Raw genomic sequence first — 17628 nt, forward strand, 5'->3', positions numbered from 1 at the left:
GGGACCGGAGTAAGCGCTAAAGCGCTAACTCTGGTCGACAGGAGACGACGATGACAGCAGCGAAAGCCTTTCTCGACGCGCGCGATCTGCTAGTGCGCCATCGCACCGACTACGAGCGCGCGTACCGCGAATTCGCGTGGCCCGCGCTCGGCGAGTTCAACTGGGCGCTCGACTACTTCGACGCGATCGCGCATGACAACGACAACCCCGCGCTGTGGATCGTCGACGATCCTTCCAGCGACGGCCTGCGTCTGTCGTACGCGCAGATGTCGGAGCGCTCGTCGCGGATGGCGAACTTTCTGCGCGGCGCGGGCGTCGGCCGCGGCGACCGTGTGCTGCTGATGCTGCCGAACCGCGTCGAGCTATGGGACGTCATGCTCGCCGCGATGAAGCTCGGCGCGATCGTGCTGCCCGCCACCACGCAGCTATCCGCCGAGGACGTGCGCGAGCGCGTGCAGATCGGCGGCGCGAAGTTCGTCGTGGTCGACAGCGCGGAGCTGGGCAAATTCGATGCGCTCGACGTGCCGCTCACCCGCCTGTCGGTCGGTGCGCCGCGCGACGGCTGGATCGATGTTGCCGCCGCGTACGAGGCTTCGCCGCATTTCACGCCGGACGGCGTCACCCACGCCAGCGATCCGCTGTTGCTGTACTTCACGTCCGGCACCACCTCGAAGCCGAAGCTGGTCGAGCATACGCACCAGAGCTATCCGGTCGGGCATCTGTCGACGATGTACTGGATCGGCCTGCAACCCGGCGACATCCATTGGAACATCAGCTCGCCGGGCTGGGCCAAGCACGCGTGGAGCTGCTTCTTCGCGCCGTGGAACGCGCAGGCCTGCGTGTTCGTGTTCAACGTCCCGCGCTTCGTGCCGAAAGACACACTCGCCGCGCTCGTGCGCTTCAACGTCACCACGCTGTGCGCGCCGCCGACCGTCTGGCGCATGCTCGTGCAGGAGCCGCTCGGCGACTATCCGGTGAAGCTGCGCGAAATCGTCGGCGCCGGCGAGCCGCTGAATCCGGAGGTCATCGAGCGCGTCAAGCACGCGTGGGGCATTACGATTCGCGATGGCTACGGCCAGACCGAAACGACCTGCCAGATCGGCAATTCGCCGGGCCAGCCGGTCGTGGCCGGCTCGATGGGGCGTCCGCTGCCGGGCTACCGGGTCGAGCTGCTCGACGCCGACGACCAACCGGTCGGCGAAGGCGAAATCGCGCTGCCGCTCGCCGAACGGCCGCTCGGCCTGATGACGGGTTATGCGAACAACGCCAACGCGACCGCGCAGTCGATGCGCAACGGCCTCTATCGCACCTCGGATGTCGCGCTGCGTCGCGACGACGGCTACTACGTGTACGTCGGCCGCTCGGACGACGTGTTCAAGTCGTCCGACTATCGCCTGAGTCCGTTCGAACTCGAAAGCGTGCTGATCGAACACGAGGCGATCGGCGAGGCGGCCGTCGTGCCGAGCGCGGACGCGTTGCGTCTGGCGGTGCCGAAGGCGTTCGTCACCGTGCGTCACGGCTACGAAGCCGGTCCCGAACTCGCGCGCGCGGTGTTCGCGTTCTCGCGTGAAAAACTCGCGCCGTACAAACGGATTCGCCGTCTGCAATTCAGCGAACTGCCGAAGACGATCTCCGGCAAGATCCGCCGCGTCGAATTGCGGCGCCGCGAAATGGAGCGCGCGGCCGAGCCCGCGCGTCTGCCGGACGAGTATTGGGAAGAGGATTTTCCCGACTTGCGGTGACTGTCTTTATTCCTCGCCATTGCTGGTTTGCAGCCCCGGTTTGAATCGCACGCGTTGAATTCGAGCTTCGGATTCGACACGGTGGGGCACTGTTTTCTAAATCACAGGAGTTTCAGCATGAGCACCCTTGCTTCGAACGAGACCGGCCGCGACGTTGCCGGCGCCGTGGCCACCGTCAAACTGCTGATCAACGGCGAGTTCGTCGAATCGAAGACGACCGAGTGGCGCGACATCGTGAACCCGGCCACGCAGGCGGTCCTCGCGCGCGTGCCGTTCGCGACCGTCGCGGAAGTCGACGCGGCGGTGCGCAGCGCGCACGCCGCGTTCAAAACGTGGAAGGACACGCCGATCGGCGCGCGCATGCGCATCATGCTGAAGTACCAGGCGCTGATTCGCGAGCATATGCCGCGCATCGCGAAGACGCTGTCGGCCGAGCAGGGCAAGACGATTCCCGATGCCGAGGGCGACATCTTCCGCGGTCTGGAAGTCGTCGAGCACGCGTGTTCGATCGGCACGTTGCAGCAGGGGGAGTTCGCCGAGAACGTCGCCGGTGGTGTGGACACTTACACGCTGCGCCAGCCGCTCGGCGTATGCGTCGGCATCACGCCGTTCAATTTCCCCGCGATGATCCCGCTGTGGATGTTCCCGATGGCGCTCGTGTGCGGCAATACCTTCGTGCTGAAGCCATCCGAGCAGGACCCGCTGTCGACGATGCAGCTCGTCGAACTCGCGCTCCAAGCCGGCGTGCCGAAGGGCGTGCTGAACGTCGTGCACGGCGGCAAGGAAGTCGTCGATGCGCTGTGCACGCATGAACTGGTGAAGGCGATTTCGTTCGTCGGCTCGACGGCGGTCGGCACGCACGTGTATCGCCTCGGCAGCGAACACGGCAAGCGAGTGCAGTCGATGATGGGCGCGAAGAACCACGCGGTCGTGCTGCCCGACGCGAATCGCGAACAGACCCTCAACGCGCTCGCCGGCGCCGCGTTCGGCGCCGCCGGTCAGCGCTGCATGGCGAGTTCGGTGGCGGTGCTGGTCGGTGCCGCGCGCGAGTGGTTGCCCGAGCTCGTCGCGAAGGCGAAGACGCTGAAGGTCAACGCGGGTCACGAGCCGGGCACCGATGTCGGGCCGGTCGTGTCGCGCGCCGCGAAGCAGCGCATTCTCGGTCTGATCGACGCTGGCGTGAAAGAGGGCGCGACGCTCGTGCTCGACGGCCGCAATGTGAACGTGCACGGCTACGAGCAGGGCAACTTCATCGGCCCGACGGTGTTCGCCGACGTGACGGCCGACATGGAAATCTACCGCACCGAAATCTTCGGGCCGGTGCTCGCGGTGCTGAACGTCGCGACGCTCGACGATGCTATCGCGCTCGTCAACGCCAACCCGTTCGGCAACGGCGTCGGCCTCTTCACGCAAAGCGGCGCGGCGGCGCGCAAGTTCCAGAGCGAGATCGATATCGGCCAGGTCGGTATTAACATTCCTATCCCGGTGCCGGTGCCGTTTTTCAGCTTCACCGGTTCGCGCGGCTCGAAGCTTGGCGATCTCGGTCCCTACGGCAAGCAGGTCGTGCAGTTTTACACGCAGACCAAGACGGTCACCGCGCGCTGGTTCGACGACGACACCGTCAACGATGGCGTCAACACGACGATCCGCCTGCGTTGAAGGCACTGAGGGCACACCCGGAGACGACACCATGAAAATAGGCTTTATCGGACTCGGCAATATGGGCGCGCCGATGGCGCTGAACCTGCTGAAGGCGGGCCACGCGCTCACCGTGTTCGACCTCAGCGCGCAAGCTGTGCGCGCGCTCGTCGACGCGGGCGCGCAGCCGGCCCGCTCACCGCAAGCCGCCGCGAGCGACGTCGAATGCGTGATCACGATGCTGCCCGCCGCGGTTCACGTGCGCAGCGTGCTCGTCGCGGACGATGGCATCCTCGCCGGCATCGCGCCGGGCGTGCCGATCATCGATTCGAGCACGATCGATCCCGCCAGCGTGAAAGCGTTTGCCGAACTCGCCGCGGCTCACGGCAACTGCTTCGTCGATGCACCGGTCTCGGGCGGCACCGGCGGCGCGGCGGCGGGCACGCTGACCTTCATGGTCGGCGGCAGTGCGAGCGCGTACGAGCAGGTCAAGCCAGTGCTGTCGGCGATGGGAAAAAACATCGTGCATTGCGGCGACACCGGCACGGGCCAGGTCGCGAAGATCTGCAACAACCTCGTGCTCGGCATCTCGATGGCGGGCGTCGCCGAGGCGATGTCGCTCGGCGAGGCGCTCGGTATCGACACGAAGGTGCTCGGTAGCATCATCAATACGTCGACCGGGCGCTGCTGGAGTTCGGACACGTATAACCCGATGCCGGGCGTGATCGAGACCGCGCCGTCCTCGCGCGGCTATACCGGCGGCTTCGGCACCGACCTGATGCTGAAAGACCTCGGCCTCGCCACCGATGCCGCGCGCGGCGTGCGTCAACCGGTCTATCTCGGCGCGCTCGCGCAGCAGCTTTATCAAACGATGAGCGCGAACGGCGCAGGGCGCCTGGACTTTTCGGCGGTGATCAAGCTGTATCGCTCGCGTGAGCGCGGCGGTAACGGCCAGGGAGGCACGCAATGATCGACCTCGATTACGCACATGACGGCGCCGTTGCTTTGATCACGTTGAAACGGCCCCCCGCGAACGCTTTCACGCCCGAAGGTCTGCTGCAATTGCAACGCACCGTCGAGCAGTTGAACGCCGATGCGCGCGTGCGCGCGCTCGTGATCACCGGCGACGGTCCGAAGTTTTTCAGCGCGGGCGCCGATCTGAACACGTTCGCCGACGGCGATCGCGAAGTCGCGCGCACCGCGGCCGCGCGTTTCGGCGCGGCCTTCGAATCGCTGCAGAACGCGCGGCCCGTCGTCATCGCGGCGCTCAACGGCTTTGCGATGGGCGGCGGTCTCGAATGCGCGCTCGCCTGCGATATCCGCATCGCCGAGCAGCATGCGGTGCTGGCGCTCCCCGAGACGGCGGTCGGTCTGCTGCCATGCGGCTGCGGCACGCAGACGCTGCCGTGGCTCGTCGGCGAAGGCTGGGCCAAGCGGATGATTCTGACCGGCGAGCGCGTCGATGCGGCGACCGCGCTCGGCATCGGTCTCGTCGAAGAAGTGGTGGAGCGCGGCGCCGCGCGTGAAGCCGCATTGAACATGGCGCAGCGCGTCACCGGTTTGAGCCCGCAGGCGGTCAGCTTCAGCAAGGAGCTGATCCATCAGGCGCGGCATGGCGTGCCGCGCGCCGCCGCGCTCGCGCTAGAACGCGAGCGCTTCGTCGATCTGTTCGATTGTGCCGATCAGCGCGAGGGCGTCAACGCGTTCCTCGAAAAACGCGCGCCGCGCTGGCAGACGAGCCGTGCATCGCGGGAGACGCAGCGATGAGCACTTTGCACGGCTTTGCGGTCGAAATGCGCGCCGCGACGAACCCGCAAGCCGAACCCGACGTGCTGTTTCGCGTCGTCAACCGCGTGGCGATCATCACGCTGAACCGGCCTGCCGCGCTCAACGCGCTGTCGCACGCGATGGTGCGCGAACTCGCGGTGCTGGTCGAGCATTGCCGCACCGATGCCAGGATCGTCGCGCTGGTGCTGAAGGGCGCCGGCGACAAGGGCTTTTGCGCGGGCGGCGACGTGCGCGAGGTCCATCGGCTCGCGACGCGGGGCGACCCACGCTGGCTCGCGTTTTTCGTCGACGAATACCGGCTCGATTACGCGTTGCACACGTTTCCGAAGCCGGTGGTCGCGCTGCTCGACGGCATCGCGATGGGCGGCGGCATGGGCCTCGGCCAGGCTGCGCGGCTGCGCATCGTGACCGAACGCAGCCGCATCGCGATGCCGGAGACTCGCATCGGCTTCGTGCCCGACGTCGGCGCGAGCCGCTTTCTGAGCGTGATGCCGGCCGAGCTTGCGCTGTATGTCGGGCTGACCGGCGCGACGCTAGCGGGCGCCGACGCGGTGCGCCTGCAACTGGCCGACCTGTGCGTGCCGGCCGACTGGCTCGCGAGCTTCGAGGAACGTTTGCAGCGCATGTCGCACGACGGCGAGCGCATCGACGCGCTGCGCGCCGTGTTCGAGCCGCCGTGCAATATCGTGCCGCACGCACCGCTCGGCGCGCTGACGCAACTGATCCTGCGCCACTTCGACCGGCGTTCGGGCGTCGAGCGCATCGTCGCGACACTGCGTCAGGATCTCGAACGCGAACCGCCGCGCGAGGTGCGGCAATGGCTGCAAGCGACCTACGACGCACTGACCGCCCATTCGCCGACGATGCTGCACGTGACGCGCGAAGCGCTGCTGCGCGGCCGGCAGATGACGCTTGCCGATTGCTTCCGGATGGAGCTCGGCATCGTGAAGCGCTCGATCGAGGAAGGCGATTTCCGCGAGGGCGTGCGCGCGCAACTGATCGACAAGGACCGTCGGCCGCGCTGGTCACCGGCGACTCTCGCCGATGTGCAACCCGAGCGCGTGCGGCATTTCCTGAGTTCGCCGTGGCATGGCGACGCGCATCCACTGGCGGCGCTGGGCGCGGAGCATGGCGACTGACTTGCGCGGCGTATCGCATGCCGCGCGGGGCGCGCGGCCCGGCGCACCCGCGCCCGCCCTTAGGTCTGCTTGGCATGTCCCGCCCATCAGCCGCCGGTGCCAATTGTGGTCTGGCGGACACAGACTACGCGCGCCAATTGACATCTTTCCGGGCGCAATCTTAGATAGATAGTTCAGCCCCGTCCCGACCGGCAAAGCCTGCTCGCAGCCCTCATCACGGCGCTCGTCCGACCTACGGTGCGTTTATACGTCACCGCTTCCCGCATTTCCGTGCTCTTGATCGATCAGGAGGCAATGCGTATGGAAAAGCCGTCAGATGAGAATCGCCGCTCCAAACCCTTCGGCGACAAACCCGCTTCCCACCTCGAGCAGGGCCCTCATGCAAAAAAGCTCGCCCTCACCGCGCTAGGCGGCATTGCGGTTCTGGTGGGCAGCGGTATCTACTGGGTGGTGACCTTTTCGCATCGCGTGCCGGATGCGGATTGCTTTCCTCCCGGCATCGAGTGCGTTAAAAAGATCGCCGCGGTGATGAAGGAAGTCAGCGACGCGGATCGCGCAACCAGCATGGGCGAGAGCTGGCTGCTTGCGTTGCTGGTCACGGCCTTCACGTTCCTCGTGTTTTATGTCCACATTTGCCGTGGAGAAGAAGAACGGGCGCGGACCATCGCGGAACGCGAGTTCGAGGAGAAGAAGCGTATCGCGGAAGAGGAAGGCGAGGCCGCTCCCGACGTCGACTCCCGCTCGAAGGGTGTAGTCGGCATCCTGCGAAGCTGGTTCGCGTCGCGCTGGTGCATTCCGGTGTTCTGCTACGTCCCGGCGGTATTGCTGTTCGGCGGAGAGATATGGGAAGGCTATACCGATGCGGTCGTACTCGCATTGGCGCTCGCCGCCATTTACGTGGCCGCCGAACACTATTGCGCGCTCGAGCAGCAACGCAAGCTCGTCGACGAGCAGGAAGCGGTGCTCGAGACCATCCGCAAGGAGCTCAGCGACAAGGTGGCCAGCATCGATAACGCGATGGGAACCCGCTATGGTCTTCGCGTGATTTACGACGCCTATCGCGACCCGAACCACGACCGGTCCCGCGCAGAGGAGAGGAAGCGCTTGCAGCCGGGCGCGGCGCACCAGGCTCACGGCGGCGCGGCGAACGTTCAGGAGTCTGAAAAAGGCATTTTTTCGATCTATCGTTTCTTCGATATCGACAAGCAATGGTGGGCGCGCGAGTCCTGGGACGGCTATCGCAGCAGCCCCGCGGCGACGCTCTATCGGACCTTGAAGGAAGGCGCGCGCACGAAGATGACGCTGGTGACGCCCCTCGAATATCCCGAGTTCGACGACGGCTCGATGCAGGACAAGGCACTCTTCTTCGGCAAGTTCATTGGACTCGTATGGCATTACGTCGTGCTGTGGCACGTACGGCGCGCGCTCGAGGCCGACTCGAAAGACGTCGTGTGCGAGCACAAGATCCGCATTGCGCAGACTTCGCTGTGGCTGCATGTGGTCGACCGGACCGTCTATCAGATTCTCGGCGACGATCGCGGCAAGGACGTCAAGGTGCGCAACCTGACGCACGACATGGATGAGATCTCGGTATCGCTCGCCCGCTGGGCCAAGCGTGAAATTCAAACGCTGGCGGCGCGTGGCCCGACCGTCGAGGAGTACATCTGCACCTGCCTGACCGATGCCCATCAGGCCATACCCGCGGACGGCGCGGCCACCTTCGGACAGAACGAGGATCACGTACTCGAAAGACTCGGATTCAAGGAATGGGCGAACGAAGGAGACGCGCCATCGGGAATTCGCAAGCGAGTGTTGGCCGCGCGCTGCAAGGGATTGATCCGGGATGCCGTGGCGATCATCGCCACGTCCGAGCCGAGGCAGACGGCGACCATCGACGGCCAATACGATCCGTCGATCGAAGAGATAGCAGCGGAGGTCGAGTGATGACTACTTCCATCGATGCGATGCTGGCCGACCTGGAGATCATCAGCGACCTGGTGATGTCCATCGTGGTGCCGACGAAAAACACGGACCGCTCGAACTTCACGACGCCGATCTCGCTGATGGTCAGACACCACCTGGTCGGCGGGCAGTCGCCGCTTGCCGGTCGCGACGTGCGCGGTCTCGTCGACCGGCTCAAGCACTGCGCCGGCGCGCTGTGCAAGGTCGGATCGGGCAAGAAGCTGCTCGCCGATTCGCAGTTGATGCGGGGCATTCCTGCGGCGCCATATCAGGCGAATCAGTTCTACGTCGAGTTGCTGACGGCGGTGTCGCTCGGTCTTTACTTTCTCGGCGTGCCGATTGGCGAGCCGTGGGACCTGGTGCAGACCTGGGCCGACGAGGAGGGCGGCGGGCTACCGAACGGCATCTGCGTGGCGAAGGCGATCGGCGATATCGTGCGCTCGTCGCGCAAGTGGCATCCCACGCTGCCGGTGGAAGCCGACGCGAACGAGCGCGCCAAACGCAGGGCGTCGACGGATCTGATCGTCCATTCGTTCCTGCCGATGATCCTGTTTCGCGATCTGATCCTGTGGGGCGGCGGACAGCCGGAACCGGAGAATTCCGGGCTGCCGGAACATCCGTCGATCCGCAGTCAGACGGCGACCGGACCCACCGAAGGCGACGAGTCGGATGAACGGTCTTTGCTCGTGCCGTCGATCCATGCGTTGGGCCGCTGTTACGAAGTGTTGCAACTGCAACTTTACCTGAGGGCCGGTTATCCGATTTACTATGCCGTGCCACAGGCCATTCTGAAGACCGAAATTTTGCGGTCCTGCGCGGCGGGAAAATCCACCGAGGAGTGCTGGGAAGAAATGTGCACGTTCCTGCGTGACAAGATCTTCCGCGGCAAACTGCCCGACGCCGGCAATCTGCAGAAGCAGTGCGTCTACGTGATCGACCGGACCAAGCCTCCCGCGTGCTTCATCAATCACGATGCGGGGCTGCTGACCTTCGAAGGCATCGATCTCGACGTGGGCAGCCGCGAACTGCCGCTACCGGCGAGTTACATGCTCGATGAACGCAGGGAGCGCTACCGCAAGAGAGTGCTTTCGTTCAAGCCGGCCGATGAGGAAGCCGCGCTGCGAAACCTCTTGAATGGCGCAAAGAACAAGGAACTTTTCAAGCATATCTTTCATGGCGCGAAAGATGATCATCCTGATCCGGCTCACGGCAAGGATGCCGCCAACGACGCCGCGAAGGACACCGTCACGGTGAGGTGACGATGCGCGGCGCACTGGGTATCGGGAACGCCGGATGCTAGGAATTTTATGGTTGCTCCGACGCGGATCGCCTCTGGCGAAGCGATCCGCGCCATAACGAGGCGCGTCGCGCCGTACGTTGGCTGTTTCGTTGCAACACCAGCAGGCAACTCCACAGTCAAACCTAGCAGGAAGGCACCATGGACAGGAATCGTGTAGAAGGTACAGCGAAGGAGCTCAAGGGCTCGGTCAAGGAAGCGATTGGCAAGGTCACCGGCAATCGCGCGAAACAGGCCGAAGGAGCGGCCGAAAAAATAGCCGGCAGGATACAGGCGAGAATCGGCGAAGAAACCGAACAGGTACCAGAGCGTGTGAAGAGTTAGCGAGCCGAAACTTCACGTACCCGCAGCTTCATTTATCCCGCCCCCCGGTTTCGGGCGCATCAAGTCAGGCACGCAAGCCGTGCAATGACGCACCGCGTGCGTAGCGCCTCGCACGCTGCCGGTGCTCGCCGCGTCGCGCCCTCGCGGCGCGGCGTTCGACACACGGAACGTGTAAATTTCTGTTACGGTCCAGAGTCAGCCGGCGCACTCGTCGCGCCGGCGCCGCATCGCCCATTCGAGGACGCTTCATGCTGGGATTCGACGTCGGCGCGGCCAGGAAAGTCTGGACCGCGTCTCTGCTCGCGCTGCTATTTTTCCTCATCTATATCGCGTCGACGACGGTGCTCGTCGTCGTGTTCGCGGTGTTTTTCAGCTATCTGATCTACCCGATGGTGGTGCTGGTCGAACGCGTGAGGCCGCGCCGCATGCCGCGCGTCGTGTCGATCGCGGTCGTGTTCATCGTCGTGGTCGCGCTGCTCGCGGTGGTTGGCTCACTGTTCGGCGTGGAATTGCAGGATCAGGCGACGCGCCTCTTCACGCAACTGCCCGCGCTGCTGCGCACCGATGTGCCGAACCGTTTTCCGCTTCCGCATTTTCTCGAACCGCTGCGCGAGCGGATCGTCGATTTCGTGCGCAGCCAGATCGAGACCGGCTCGGACAACGCCGTGCCGTTGGCGCGCAGCCTCGGGCTCGGCGTCGTCCACGCGGCGAGCAACCTGATCTACCTGGTGCTGATTCCGATCCTGAGCTTCCTGCTGATCAAGGACGGCGAACGGATGCGCGACGCGTTTCTGGCGTTGCTGAACAGCCGGCATCGCGTGCTGTGGAACGAGATCGTCGACGATCTGAACGTGCTGCTGTCGAAGTACGTGCGCGCGCTGCTGTTTCTGTCGCTCGCCACGCTGTTTAGCTACGGCGTCGTGTTCTCGCTGCTCGGCGTGCCGTACGCGTTTCTGCTCGCGGTCAGCGCCGGGCTGCTCGAATTCGTGCCGTTCGCGGGGCCGCTTGCCGCGGTCGCGATCACGCTCGTGGTCGCCGTGTTCAGCGGCTATCCGCACCTGTTGTGGCTCGTGATTTTTATCGGGCTGTACCGGCTGTTCCAGGACTACGTGCTCAATCCGTATCTGATGAGCGAAGGCGTCGAGGTCAGTCCGTTTCTGGTGATCGTCGGACTGCTCGCGGGCGATCAGCTTGGCGGCGTCGCTGGGATTTTTCTCGCGGTGCCCGTCATCGCGACGCTGAAAATCGTGATCGGCCGGGCGCGCGTGTTTTACTCGGCGTCGCACGGGCAGGGCGAGGCCGCGCGGCGCGCGCTGACGGGCAGCACCGACGACGAGGCGTAGCGCGCGGCTCGCAGTTGGCGCAGCGACACCGCGCGCTGCCTGGCATCGCTAACCTTCTCCAGCGATGTGAGCTTCGATGCCGGCGCGAGGCATCGTCGCGCCAGCGGCGCTGGCCGCCGCCACTTCGCGCGGCACGCCCTTCACGCGCGAGACCCACAGCACCGCCGCGCATGCGACCGCCACCGCCGCCCAGCCGACGGTTCCATACCCGGCGATGCGGCCATCAGCCGACGTGCTCAGCATCAAGCCGCCGAGCCACGCGCCAGTGCCGGTGCCGAGCGCCTGCAGCGCGCTGTTCGCGCTCAGGAACGCACCGCGTCGCGCGGGCTCGGGGACCGTGGTCAGCAGTGCCTGCATCGGCACCATGCGGCCGTTCATCAACACGAGGAAGCACGGGAAGAACAGCACGAGCGCGTAGAACGGCAGGTTCGGCAGATGCGTGATGAACAGCACCGGCACGAACGACAGCAGCGCCGCGCAGCGGAACACGCGCTGCGTGCCGAAGCGGTCGGCGAATCTGCCGACGAGGCGCGACGTGAAGAAGGTCGCCGCGCCGCCGGCCATGTACAGCCACGACAGCTGTCGCGGCGCGACGCCGTGATTGGCGACCAGCATCGGCGCAATGAACGGGATCACCAGCATGTGCGCGATCATCATCATGAACGTCAGCGCGAACGCGTTCAGATGGCTTCGGTTGCTCAGCAGGCGCCACAGCTCGGGCAGTACTTCCGCGAGCGGCGGCTGCCGGCGGCTCAGATGCGCGGCCAGCGACGGCACCTGTTGCGAGGCTGCGAACCACACCAGCAGCGACAACGCGACCAGCAGGAAGAACGGCGCCGCCCAGCCGAACTGCGCGCCGAGCATCACGCCGGCCGGCACGCCGGCGATCGCCGCGAGCGAGAACGCGGTCATGATCGTGCCGGTCGCGGCGCCGCGCCGTTGCAGCGGGATCACGTCGCCGACGATCGCCATGATCACGGAGCCGAGCACGCCGCCGGTGATGCCCGCGAACGCGCGCGCGGCGAGCAGCAGCGCGAACGTCGACGCGAGCGCGCACGCGAGGTTCGACAGCGCGAACAGCGCGTAAATGGTGAGCAGCAGACGGCGCCGGTCGAAGCGGTCGATATAGGTCGCCGCGAACAGGCCCGACAGCCCGGAGCACCACGAATACGCGGATACGGCCGTCGCGAACGCGGCCGGCGCGATCTGGAACGCGCTCATGATCTGCGGGCCGAGCGGCATCATCACCATGAAGTCCATGATGATCGTGAACTGCGTGAGCGCGAGCAGCCACAACAAACGACGCTCGTGCCGTGCAGTGATTGAGTACATCGGTTGATTTCCTTTTGTCGTTGTTCGAAGTACGCCGCTAATGCCGCGCGCCACGCGAGCAGAAGCTCAGTCGTCGATCGTTTCGTGGACCGCGACCGCGCCCTGTTTCCAGTAGCTGGCCGCGCGAATCCGCGTTTTGTCGACGCCGCGCTCGCCGCATAGATGCTGACGCACCGCGCGGATCGTCGCCGCTTCGCCGGCGGCCCACACATAGCCTTCACCGTTCACCGGCAGCCAGGTATCGCGCACCGCGTGCAACAGCGCTTCGCTGCGCGCGCCGTTTTGCGTGTTGGCTTCGTTGCGATAGCACCAGACCAGATGCACCTCGGCCTGCGTCGTGAACTCGATGCGCGCCGACGGATCGGCGACCTCGATCACCGCGGCGACGCGCGTGCCGGCCGGCAACTCTTCGAGACGGCGCGCGATCGCGGGCAGCGCGGTGTCGTCGCCGATCAGCAGATGCCAGTCGAAGCCGGTCGGAATCACCAGCGAACCGCGCGGGCCGCCGACGCCCAGATACTGGCCCGCCTGCGCCTGCGCGGCCCACGTCGCCGCGGGGCCCGCGTCGTGCATCGCGAACTCGATGTCGAGCTCGCGGGCGTCGCGATCGAAACGGCGCGGCGTGAAATCGCGCGCGGTCGGCCGCTTGCCTTCCGGGAACACCGGGCCGTCGGGGCCGGCTTGCGGCAGCGTAGGTTTGTCGGCGCCGGGGTCGGGGAAGAAGACCTTGATGTGATCGTCGAACGAGGCTGAGACGAAGTCGTCCAGATCGGCGCCGGTGACGGTCACGCGAATCAGGTGCGGCGTCAGCGCGCGCACCTGCTTGACCTGCAGCAGACGAAACTTCAACGGATGCCGTACGCGATGCACGGCGAGATCAGGGCGAGTGGGTTGCTCTTGCATGTGGGCGATGCTCCAGTTCGGTTCGGGAGGACGCGCGGGTCGCCTCGTGGACGGGCGCGTGTTGTCAGGCGGTCGGCTCGCTGTCGTTGCCGGGCTTTGCGATGTCGCCACGGTTGCCGCCTTCGATTTCTTTGGCCGCGCGCATCAGGATCGCTGCGATGCGGCGCTGTTCGTCGGCCGGCGCGTTGTCGCGGCGCAGCAGCGCGTTCTTCAGCGTGCGGCGCGCTTCATTCAGCTCGGGCACCCAGCCGCCTTCGCTGACGTCGGCCGGCTCCTCGCCGGCAAACGCGCGGCGCACCGAATCCATCTTGCGTGCGATATGCGAGAGTCGCGCGAGCATCAGCTCGACGCGCTCGCGGTTCGCGGCCAGATATTCGCGGCCCGCATCCGCCAGCTCATAGCGCTTGCGGTTGCCTTCGAGCTGCACGGTGACGTAGCCGAGTTCTTCGAGATAGGTCAGCGCTGGATAGACCATGCCGGGACTCGGGCTGTAGAAGCCGTTCGAGCGCGTTTCGAGCGCCTTGATCAACTCGTAGCCGTGACTCGGCTGCGCTTCGATCAGCGATAGCAGCAGCAGTTGCAGATCGTCGGAGCTGAATTTGCGGCCACGCGGGAAACCATCGCCGTCGCCGCCGAAGCCGCCGGGGCCGCCGCCGAAACCACCGTATGCGCCCGGACCACCGAAACCACCGCCGAAGCGCGAGCCACGGCCGCCCAAGCGCCACTCGTGATGGCGGCCAAAGGCGTGACGCAAAACGTGCAGCAGGTAGTGGTGGCGGGCGCGGGAGGAAGCGCATGCTTCGGAGGCGCCCAGGTCGGCGACTTCGCTCGCCTGCGGCGACGGAAGGCGGAAACCGGCATGAAAACGGTCGCGCGCGCCGCGCGGACCGGAAAAATGATGAGGATGACGCATCTGGGACTCTCCTATGAGTGTCGTAAGATGCATCTTAAGATATATATCTTAAGATTGTCTGTCAAACTCTTTTTGCGATCTTATCGGCGCACAACAAAGTCTGCGGCATACGAAAACCCCGCTTTCAGAGACAACAAAGTCTGCAGCAAGTCCAAAAAGCGCATTGCAATGCAGCATTTTCTGCCGGGGTTAGCAGGGTTTGAACGCCTGAAAGTAGGGCGGAAGCAATGGCGATTTTTCGGTCGCTTAAATAGGGATGGATTGAAGTGATCCCGTGCCTCGGATCAAGCAGACGTCTTCGACTCATGACTTTCGGACTCTTGCTCATGCGGAGATTGCCGCTCTTGCCGAAGACGCGCAACGTCCACTGGTCGGCCTCGTCGACATTGATCCGCGGCAGCGCCAGATCCTCATTCCACACCAGCTCCGCCACGGAATGCATGCTGGCGCTCGGAGATGGTATGGCTGACTACATGAGGGTGCGCATTCGTCCCGCCGGAGGCGGCGCTCCACGAATGTTTCGATGCGCTTTCATGCCGGTGGCCTTCTTAAGGCGGGAAGGAGGTGCGGGCCAGGCTCGTGACTAGCCCATCGCCCGAATCGGGCGACATTCGCGGGCAGTTTCGAGTGGCGCAATGTCGGCCAATGCCGACGTTGGAGAGGACTGGATTCTACGTCGGCAGTGGGACGGATTGCCGACGGTGGCGGTATCGAGGGGCCGGGCGGCAGCTTCCTGCATCAGCGAACTCACACTCCCGACCCACTTCAGCCGATCGGCCTGGCGCTATCCGGATGGCTGCTTCCAATGCACAACAGTCCGTAGCACTCGCTTGCTAGTTGACGGGTGTTCGCCGGTCACAGGTGTTTGTACGATCGTCCGCGACTGCTCGACGTGGGGAAACTCGTCGTTCATTTCCCAATGAAGGCACGTCTTTCAGCTGAAAGAATTTACTGAAGTTACTGGCTTTCAGCTCGATTTTTGTGGGCCACATCCGCTGACGCTTCGTCACTGTTGTTGTTCGAGCGAGGATATATCAAGAATGACTTCGAACTCTTTGAGCAGATCGGGATGGTGATTGTCGAGGTAATCACATACCGCGGTGTTTTCTAGCAGTTTCGCAAGGTATCCACGGGCCAGCACCAGATTGAGTACATCTTGCCCATACGTTTGCTCGACGAGCTTGTATTGCCCCTGAAGGTTCGTCATTTCCCGCTCCATCTTCGCTATCTGTTCCTGGCTCATCCCAGCGACCCTCGACGGCTTTTTTCCATCGACGAGACAACCACCGGGCGAGGCAAGCAGAAGTGCGTTTGCGTACGACGAAGTTACACAGTTGGCCGCCAGCATCAATTCAACGCATTCGACTTGGCGGGTGGGCCTCATTTTGCGAAGGACTCTCGAGAGAGCCGGAGAAAACTGTTGGTCCTTGAGCAGGCTGATTGCCTCCTGGCATATTCCTTCGAGCAGCGTTACCCTCGCCACGATGTGATTTATGTCCACTCCGAGTGCTTTTGCGAGGCGGGTCGGCGGCACCCCTCGCTCAATGGCTCTACGAATCATGTAGTGCTCCTGAATCGTGGCCAGACGGTTCAGGCGGTTGTTGTATGTGTAAGCTTCGTCGTCGGTAGCTACGAGGCACGATGCTTCCTCATGTCCGAGATTTCGCAAAGCTAACAGACGGAGATGCCCGTCTAGAAGCGTATATTTGTGTGACGCCGGATCGCGTTCGGTGACCGATAGTGGCTCGATCAATCCAACTTCGGCGATCGAGGAGACTATCTGTTTGAATTTCCGGCTCTGGGTCACTCCAACAACCATTCGGTGTGATGGCAGGATGTCGCTGAGAGGAATCGACAGCGGCTCCGGCACAAATCCGAGCACTACTCCAGTCATATCAAACTCCCAGCGGGCCATACCCGTTCCGCGAGATACTTGGGCAACGTGGCGAGCGATTCAGCGCGCAAGAGATTAACGGGGTCTTCGCGGAAAAGAGTGATGAAAAATCTCCATTTTTCAGATTCGAGGCAGCATGCAAGTGAGGATCTTCAGGCGCAGATACTGCTCATCTCGCAATCCGTACGCGCGTCGTTGGATGACCCGAATCTTGTTATTGAGTCCCTCAACGAAGCCGAGCGGCACCTTGTTTTCTGGCTTGCAATAGGAAGCAATCCCCTCCCAATGACGCTCGACCATCGCGGCAAACTTCTCATAGGGCTTCAAACGCTGCCACCTCAGGCTGGATTTCCAGTTCTCGAAGAAGCGACGTGCCCAGCCTTCGCGCTCGTAGTCCCACAACTGCCCGAACGACTCCTTGAGCAGGTACGCGGTATTCAGCCGTCGGTTCGCTGCGAGAAGCGTCTTCAACGAGTTCCTGCCTTCCATCGACAGGTTTTCGCGATGACTAAGCAGAACGTACTTCTGGCCTTTGATGTAGCGCCGCTGCTCGCCTTGCAGGCGAGCGTATTCGCTCTTGCGCACTTCATCCAGGGCTTCGTTGAGCTGCTTTATGACGTGGAATTTGTCGTACAGGATGGCCGCATGCGGCACGCGTTCCTGCGCGACGTTGTAAAACGGCCGCCACATGTCCATCACGACAAGCCGGATGCCGCGGGCCTTTTTCTCGCCCAGCCAGTCATAGAACTGATGCATGCTGGCCTCCTTTCGATCTTCGCCACCGAACCAGATCGCACGGCCCCGTATCAGGTCGCTCACAACAATGCGGTACGTCTGTCCCCTGCCAATCGAAATCTCGTCGATGCCGATGACCTTCGGCCCAGGCGTGCCGAACCGCTCCAGTTGCGCCCGCATGTACTGCATCTCGAGGTCCTTGACCGTGTGCCAGTGCAATCGCAGTTCGTCGGCCACGTCCTTGATCGTGCTCTCGCGACAGCGACGACCGACGTACCACGCGAAGCGCTTCGTGTAGTGAGGGTTGTCCGCCAGAAAGCTCAGTCGTTCGCCTTTCACGCTGCCATCGCATCGACAGCGGACCCGACGAGCTTCGAGTTCCAGGTAAATCCGTACGTCGCCGTTCGGCAGATCTCGAACGCGACGCACTGTGCGATCGTGGATCGAGCACCGTCGACCACATCCCTTGCAGGCCGTTTTTTTGAGCGCCGAACCAGCGTGACTACGCGTGCCATGCGATCACCGAAGACACCGCGCAGCGCTTCGCAAGGACGGAATCCGTCGAACCGGTATGCGTCAGAAAGACGCTTGAGTTTGCGTGAAGTAGCCATCGCGAAA

Annotated in this window: 16 protein-coding genes; 9 read left to right on the top strand and 7 right to left on the bottom strand. The window is 63.9% G+C overall.

Annotation, left to right across the window (positions count from 1 at the left end; all coding sequences use genetic code 11):
- The first annotated feature begins 50 nt into the window (after nucleotides 1-50).
- The 9 genes from OKW26_RS09330 to OKW26_RS09370 all read left to right on the top strand — a co-directional run bounded on the left by OKW26_RS09330 (nucleotide 51) and on the right by OKW26_RS09370 (nucleotide 11233).
- Nucleotides 51-1742, top strand: coding sequence for an AMP-binding protein (locus OKW26_RS09330; protein ID WP_429353394.1), 1692 nt, complete (start codon nucleotides 51-53; stop codon nucleotides 1740-1742).
- A 117-nt stretch (nucleotides 1743-1859) separates the two neighbouring features.
- Nucleotides 1860-3401 carry a CoA-acylating methylmalonate-semialdehyde dehydrogenase gene (locus OKW26_RS09335; RefSeq protein ID WP_429353395.1) on the top strand — a complete coding sequence of 514 codons (1542 nt, stop codon included), beginning with the start codon at nucleotides 1860-1862 and terminating at the stop codon, nucleotides 3399-3401.
- A gap of 31 nt (nucleotides 3402-3432) precedes the next feature.
- Nucleotides 3433-4350 carry a 3-hydroxyisobutyrate dehydrogenase gene (gene mmsB, locus OKW26_RS09340; protein WP_429353396.1) on the top strand — a complete coding sequence of 306 codons (918 nt, stop codon included), beginning with the start codon at nucleotides 3433-3435 and terminating at the stop codon, nucleotides 4348-4350.
- Complete coding sequence (locus OKW26_RS09345) at nucleotides 4347-5147, top strand: enoyl-CoA hydratase (protein ID WP_429353397.1); 801 nt, start codon at nucleotides 4347-4349, stop codon at nucleotides 5145-5147. The genes mmsB and OKW26_RS09345 overlap by 4 nt, the downstream gene beginning before the upstream one ends.
- Nucleotides 5144-6307 (top strand): enoyl-CoA hydratase/isomerase family protein, encoded by a 1164-nt coding sequence (locus tag OKW26_RS09350; protein WP_429353398.1) that lies wholly within the window; start codon nucleotides 5144-5146, stop codon nucleotides 6305-6307. Before OKW26_RS09345 ends, OKW26_RS09350 begins: the two co-directional genes overlap by 4 nt.
- 300 nt (nucleotides 6308-6607) lie before the next feature.
- Nucleotides 6608-8251, top strand: coding sequence for a hypothetical protein (locus tag OKW26_RS09355; RefSeq protein WP_429353399.1), 1644 nt, complete (start codon nucleotides 6608-6610; stop codon nucleotides 8249-8251).
- Nucleotides 8251-9528 (top strand): hypothetical protein, encoded by a 1278-nt coding sequence (locus OKW26_RS09360; protein ID WP_429353400.1) that lies wholly within the window; start codon nucleotides 8251-8253, stop codon nucleotides 9526-9528. The genes OKW26_RS09355 and OKW26_RS09360 overlap by 1 nt, the downstream gene beginning before the upstream one ends.
- Before the next feature lie 179 nt (nucleotides 9529-9707).
- Nucleotides 9708-9890 (top strand): CsbD family protein, encoded by a 183-nt coding sequence (locus tag OKW26_RS09365; protein ID WP_184066114.1) that lies wholly within the window; start codon nucleotides 9708-9710, stop codon nucleotides 9888-9890.
- Between the two features lie 248 nt (nucleotides 9891-10138).
- On the top strand, nucleotides 10139-11233 hold the full coding sequence (locus OKW26_RS09370; protein WP_184066111.1) for an AI-2E family transporter: 1095 nt from the start codon (nucleotides 10139-10141) through the stop codon (nucleotides 11231-11233).
- Nucleotides 11234-11281: 48 nt separating this feature from the next.
- On the opposite strand, the gene OKW26_RS09375 is transcribed toward OKW26_RS09370, so the two are convergent.
- The 7 genes from OKW26_RS09375 to OKW26_RS09405 all read right to left on the bottom strand — a co-directional run bounded on the left by OKW26_RS09375 (nucleotide 11282) and on the right by OKW26_RS09405 (nucleotide 17621).
- Entirely contained in the window at nucleotides 11282-12565 is a 1284-nt protein-coding gene (locus tag OKW26_RS09375; RefSeq protein WP_429353401.1) for an MFS transporter, read from the bottom strand.
- 66 nt (nucleotides 12566-12631) lie between these two features.
- Nucleotides 12632-13468 carry a siderophore-interacting protein gene (locus tag OKW26_RS09380; RefSeq protein ID WP_429353402.1) on the bottom strand — a complete coding sequence of 279 codons (837 nt, stop codon included), beginning with the start codon at nucleotides 13466-13468 and terminating at the stop codon, nucleotides 12632-12634.
- Between the two features lie 64 nt (nucleotides 13469-13532).
- Nucleotides 13533-14381 carry a PadR family transcriptional regulator gene (locus OKW26_RS09385; protein ID WP_429353403.1) on the bottom strand — a complete coding sequence of 283 codons (849 nt, stop codon included), beginning with the start codon at nucleotides 14379-14381 and terminating at the stop codon, nucleotides 13533-13535.
- Between the two features lie 124 nt (nucleotides 14382-14505).
- Nucleotides 14506-14823, bottom strand: a complete 318-nt coding sequence (locus OKW26_RS09390; protein ID WP_429353404.1) for a hypothetical protein — start codon at nucleotides 14821-14823, stop codon at nucleotides 14506-14508.
- Between the two features lie 564 nt (nucleotides 14824-15387).
- A complete protein-coding gene (locus OKW26_RS09395; RefSeq protein ID WP_429354199.1) occupies nucleotides 15388-16275 on the bottom strand; it encodes a plasmid partitioning protein RepB C-terminal domain-containing protein in 888 nt (295 codons plus the stop codon).
- A gap of 120 nt (nucleotides 16276-16395) precedes the next feature.
- Nucleotides 16396-17439 (bottom strand): ISL3 family transposase, encoded by a 1044-nt coding sequence (locus tag OKW26_RS09400; protein WP_429353405.1) that lies wholly within the window; start codon nucleotides 17437-17439, stop codon nucleotides 16396-16398.
- Nucleotides 17346-17621 (bottom strand): hypothetical protein, encoded by a 276-nt coding sequence (locus tag OKW26_RS09405; protein ID WP_429354256.1) that lies wholly within the window; start codon nucleotides 17619-17621, stop codon nucleotides 17346-17348. The genes OKW26_RS09400 and OKW26_RS09405 overlap by 94 nt, the downstream gene beginning before the upstream one ends.
- Between the last annotated feature and the right edge of the window lie 7 nt (nucleotides 17622-17628).

The sequence above is a fragment of the Paraburkholderia sp. 32 genome (assembly GCF_050435345.1).
Classification (GTDB): domain Bacteria; phylum Pseudomonadota; class Gammaproteobacteria; order Burkholderiales; family Burkholderiaceae; genus Paraburkholderia; species Paraburkholderia tuberum.

Excerpts from the sequence above, each read along its gene's own strand:
- OKW26_RS09375 (WP_429353401.1), bottom strand. The coding sequence starts at position 12,565 with ATGTACTCAATCACTGCACGGCACGAGCGTCGTTTGTTGTGGCTGCTC.
- OKW26_RS09370 (WP_184066111.1), top strand. The coding sequence starts at position 10,139 with ATGCTGGGATTCGACGTCGGCGCGGCCAGGAAAGTCTGGACCGCGTCT.
- OKW26_RS09385 (WP_429353403.1), bottom strand. The coding sequence starts at position 14,381 with ATGCGTCATCCTCATCATTTTTCCGGTCCGCGCGGCGCGCGCGACCGT.
- OKW26_RS09330 (WP_429353394.1), top strand. The coding sequence starts at position 51 with ATGACAGCAGCGAAAGCCTTTCTCGACGCGCGCGATCTGCTAGTGCGC.
- OKW26_RS09350 (WP_429353398.1), top strand. The coding sequence starts at position 5,144 with ATGAGCACTTTGCACGGCTTTGCGGTCGAAATGCGCGCCGCGACGAAC.
- OKW26_RS09390 (WP_429353404.1), bottom strand. The coding sequence starts at position 14,823 with ATGCATTCCGTGGCGGAGCTGGTGTGGAATGAGGATCTGGCGCTGCCG.
- mmsB (WP_429353396.1), top strand. The coding sequence starts at position 3,433 with ATGAAAATAGGCTTTATCGGACTCGGCAATATGGGCGCGCCGATGGCG.
- OKW26_RS09365 (WP_184066114.1), top strand. The coding sequence starts at position 9,708 with ATGGACAGGAATCGTGTAGAAGGTACAGCGAAGGAGCTCAAGGGCTCG.
- OKW26_RS09380 (WP_429353402.1), bottom strand. The coding sequence starts at position 13,468 with ATGCAAGAGCAACCCACTCGCCCTGATCTCGCCGTGCATCGCGTACGG.
- OKW26_RS09335 (WP_429353395.1), top strand. The coding sequence starts at position 1,860 with ATGAGCACCCTTGCTTCGAACGAGACCGGCCGCGACGTTGCCGGCGCC.
- OKW26_RS09345 (WP_429353397.1), top strand. The coding sequence starts at position 4,347 with ATGATCGACCTCGATTACGCACATGACGGCGCCGTTGCTTTGATCACG.
- OKW26_RS09355 (WP_429353399.1), top strand. The coding sequence starts at position 6,608 with ATGGAAAAGCCGTCAGATGAGAATCGCCGCTCCAAACCCTTCGGCGAC.
- OKW26_RS09360 (WP_429353400.1), top strand. The coding sequence starts at position 8,251 with ATGACTACTTCCATCGATGCGATGCTGGCCGACCTGGAGATCATCAGC.
- OKW26_RS09405 (WP_429354256.1), bottom strand. The coding sequence starts at position 17,621 with ATGGCTACTTCACGCAAACTCAAGCGTCTTTCTGACGCATACCGGTTC.
- OKW26_RS09395 (WP_429354199.1), bottom strand. The coding sequence starts at position 16,275 with ATGACTGGAGTAGTGCTCGGATTTGTGCCGGAGCCGCTGTCGATTCCT.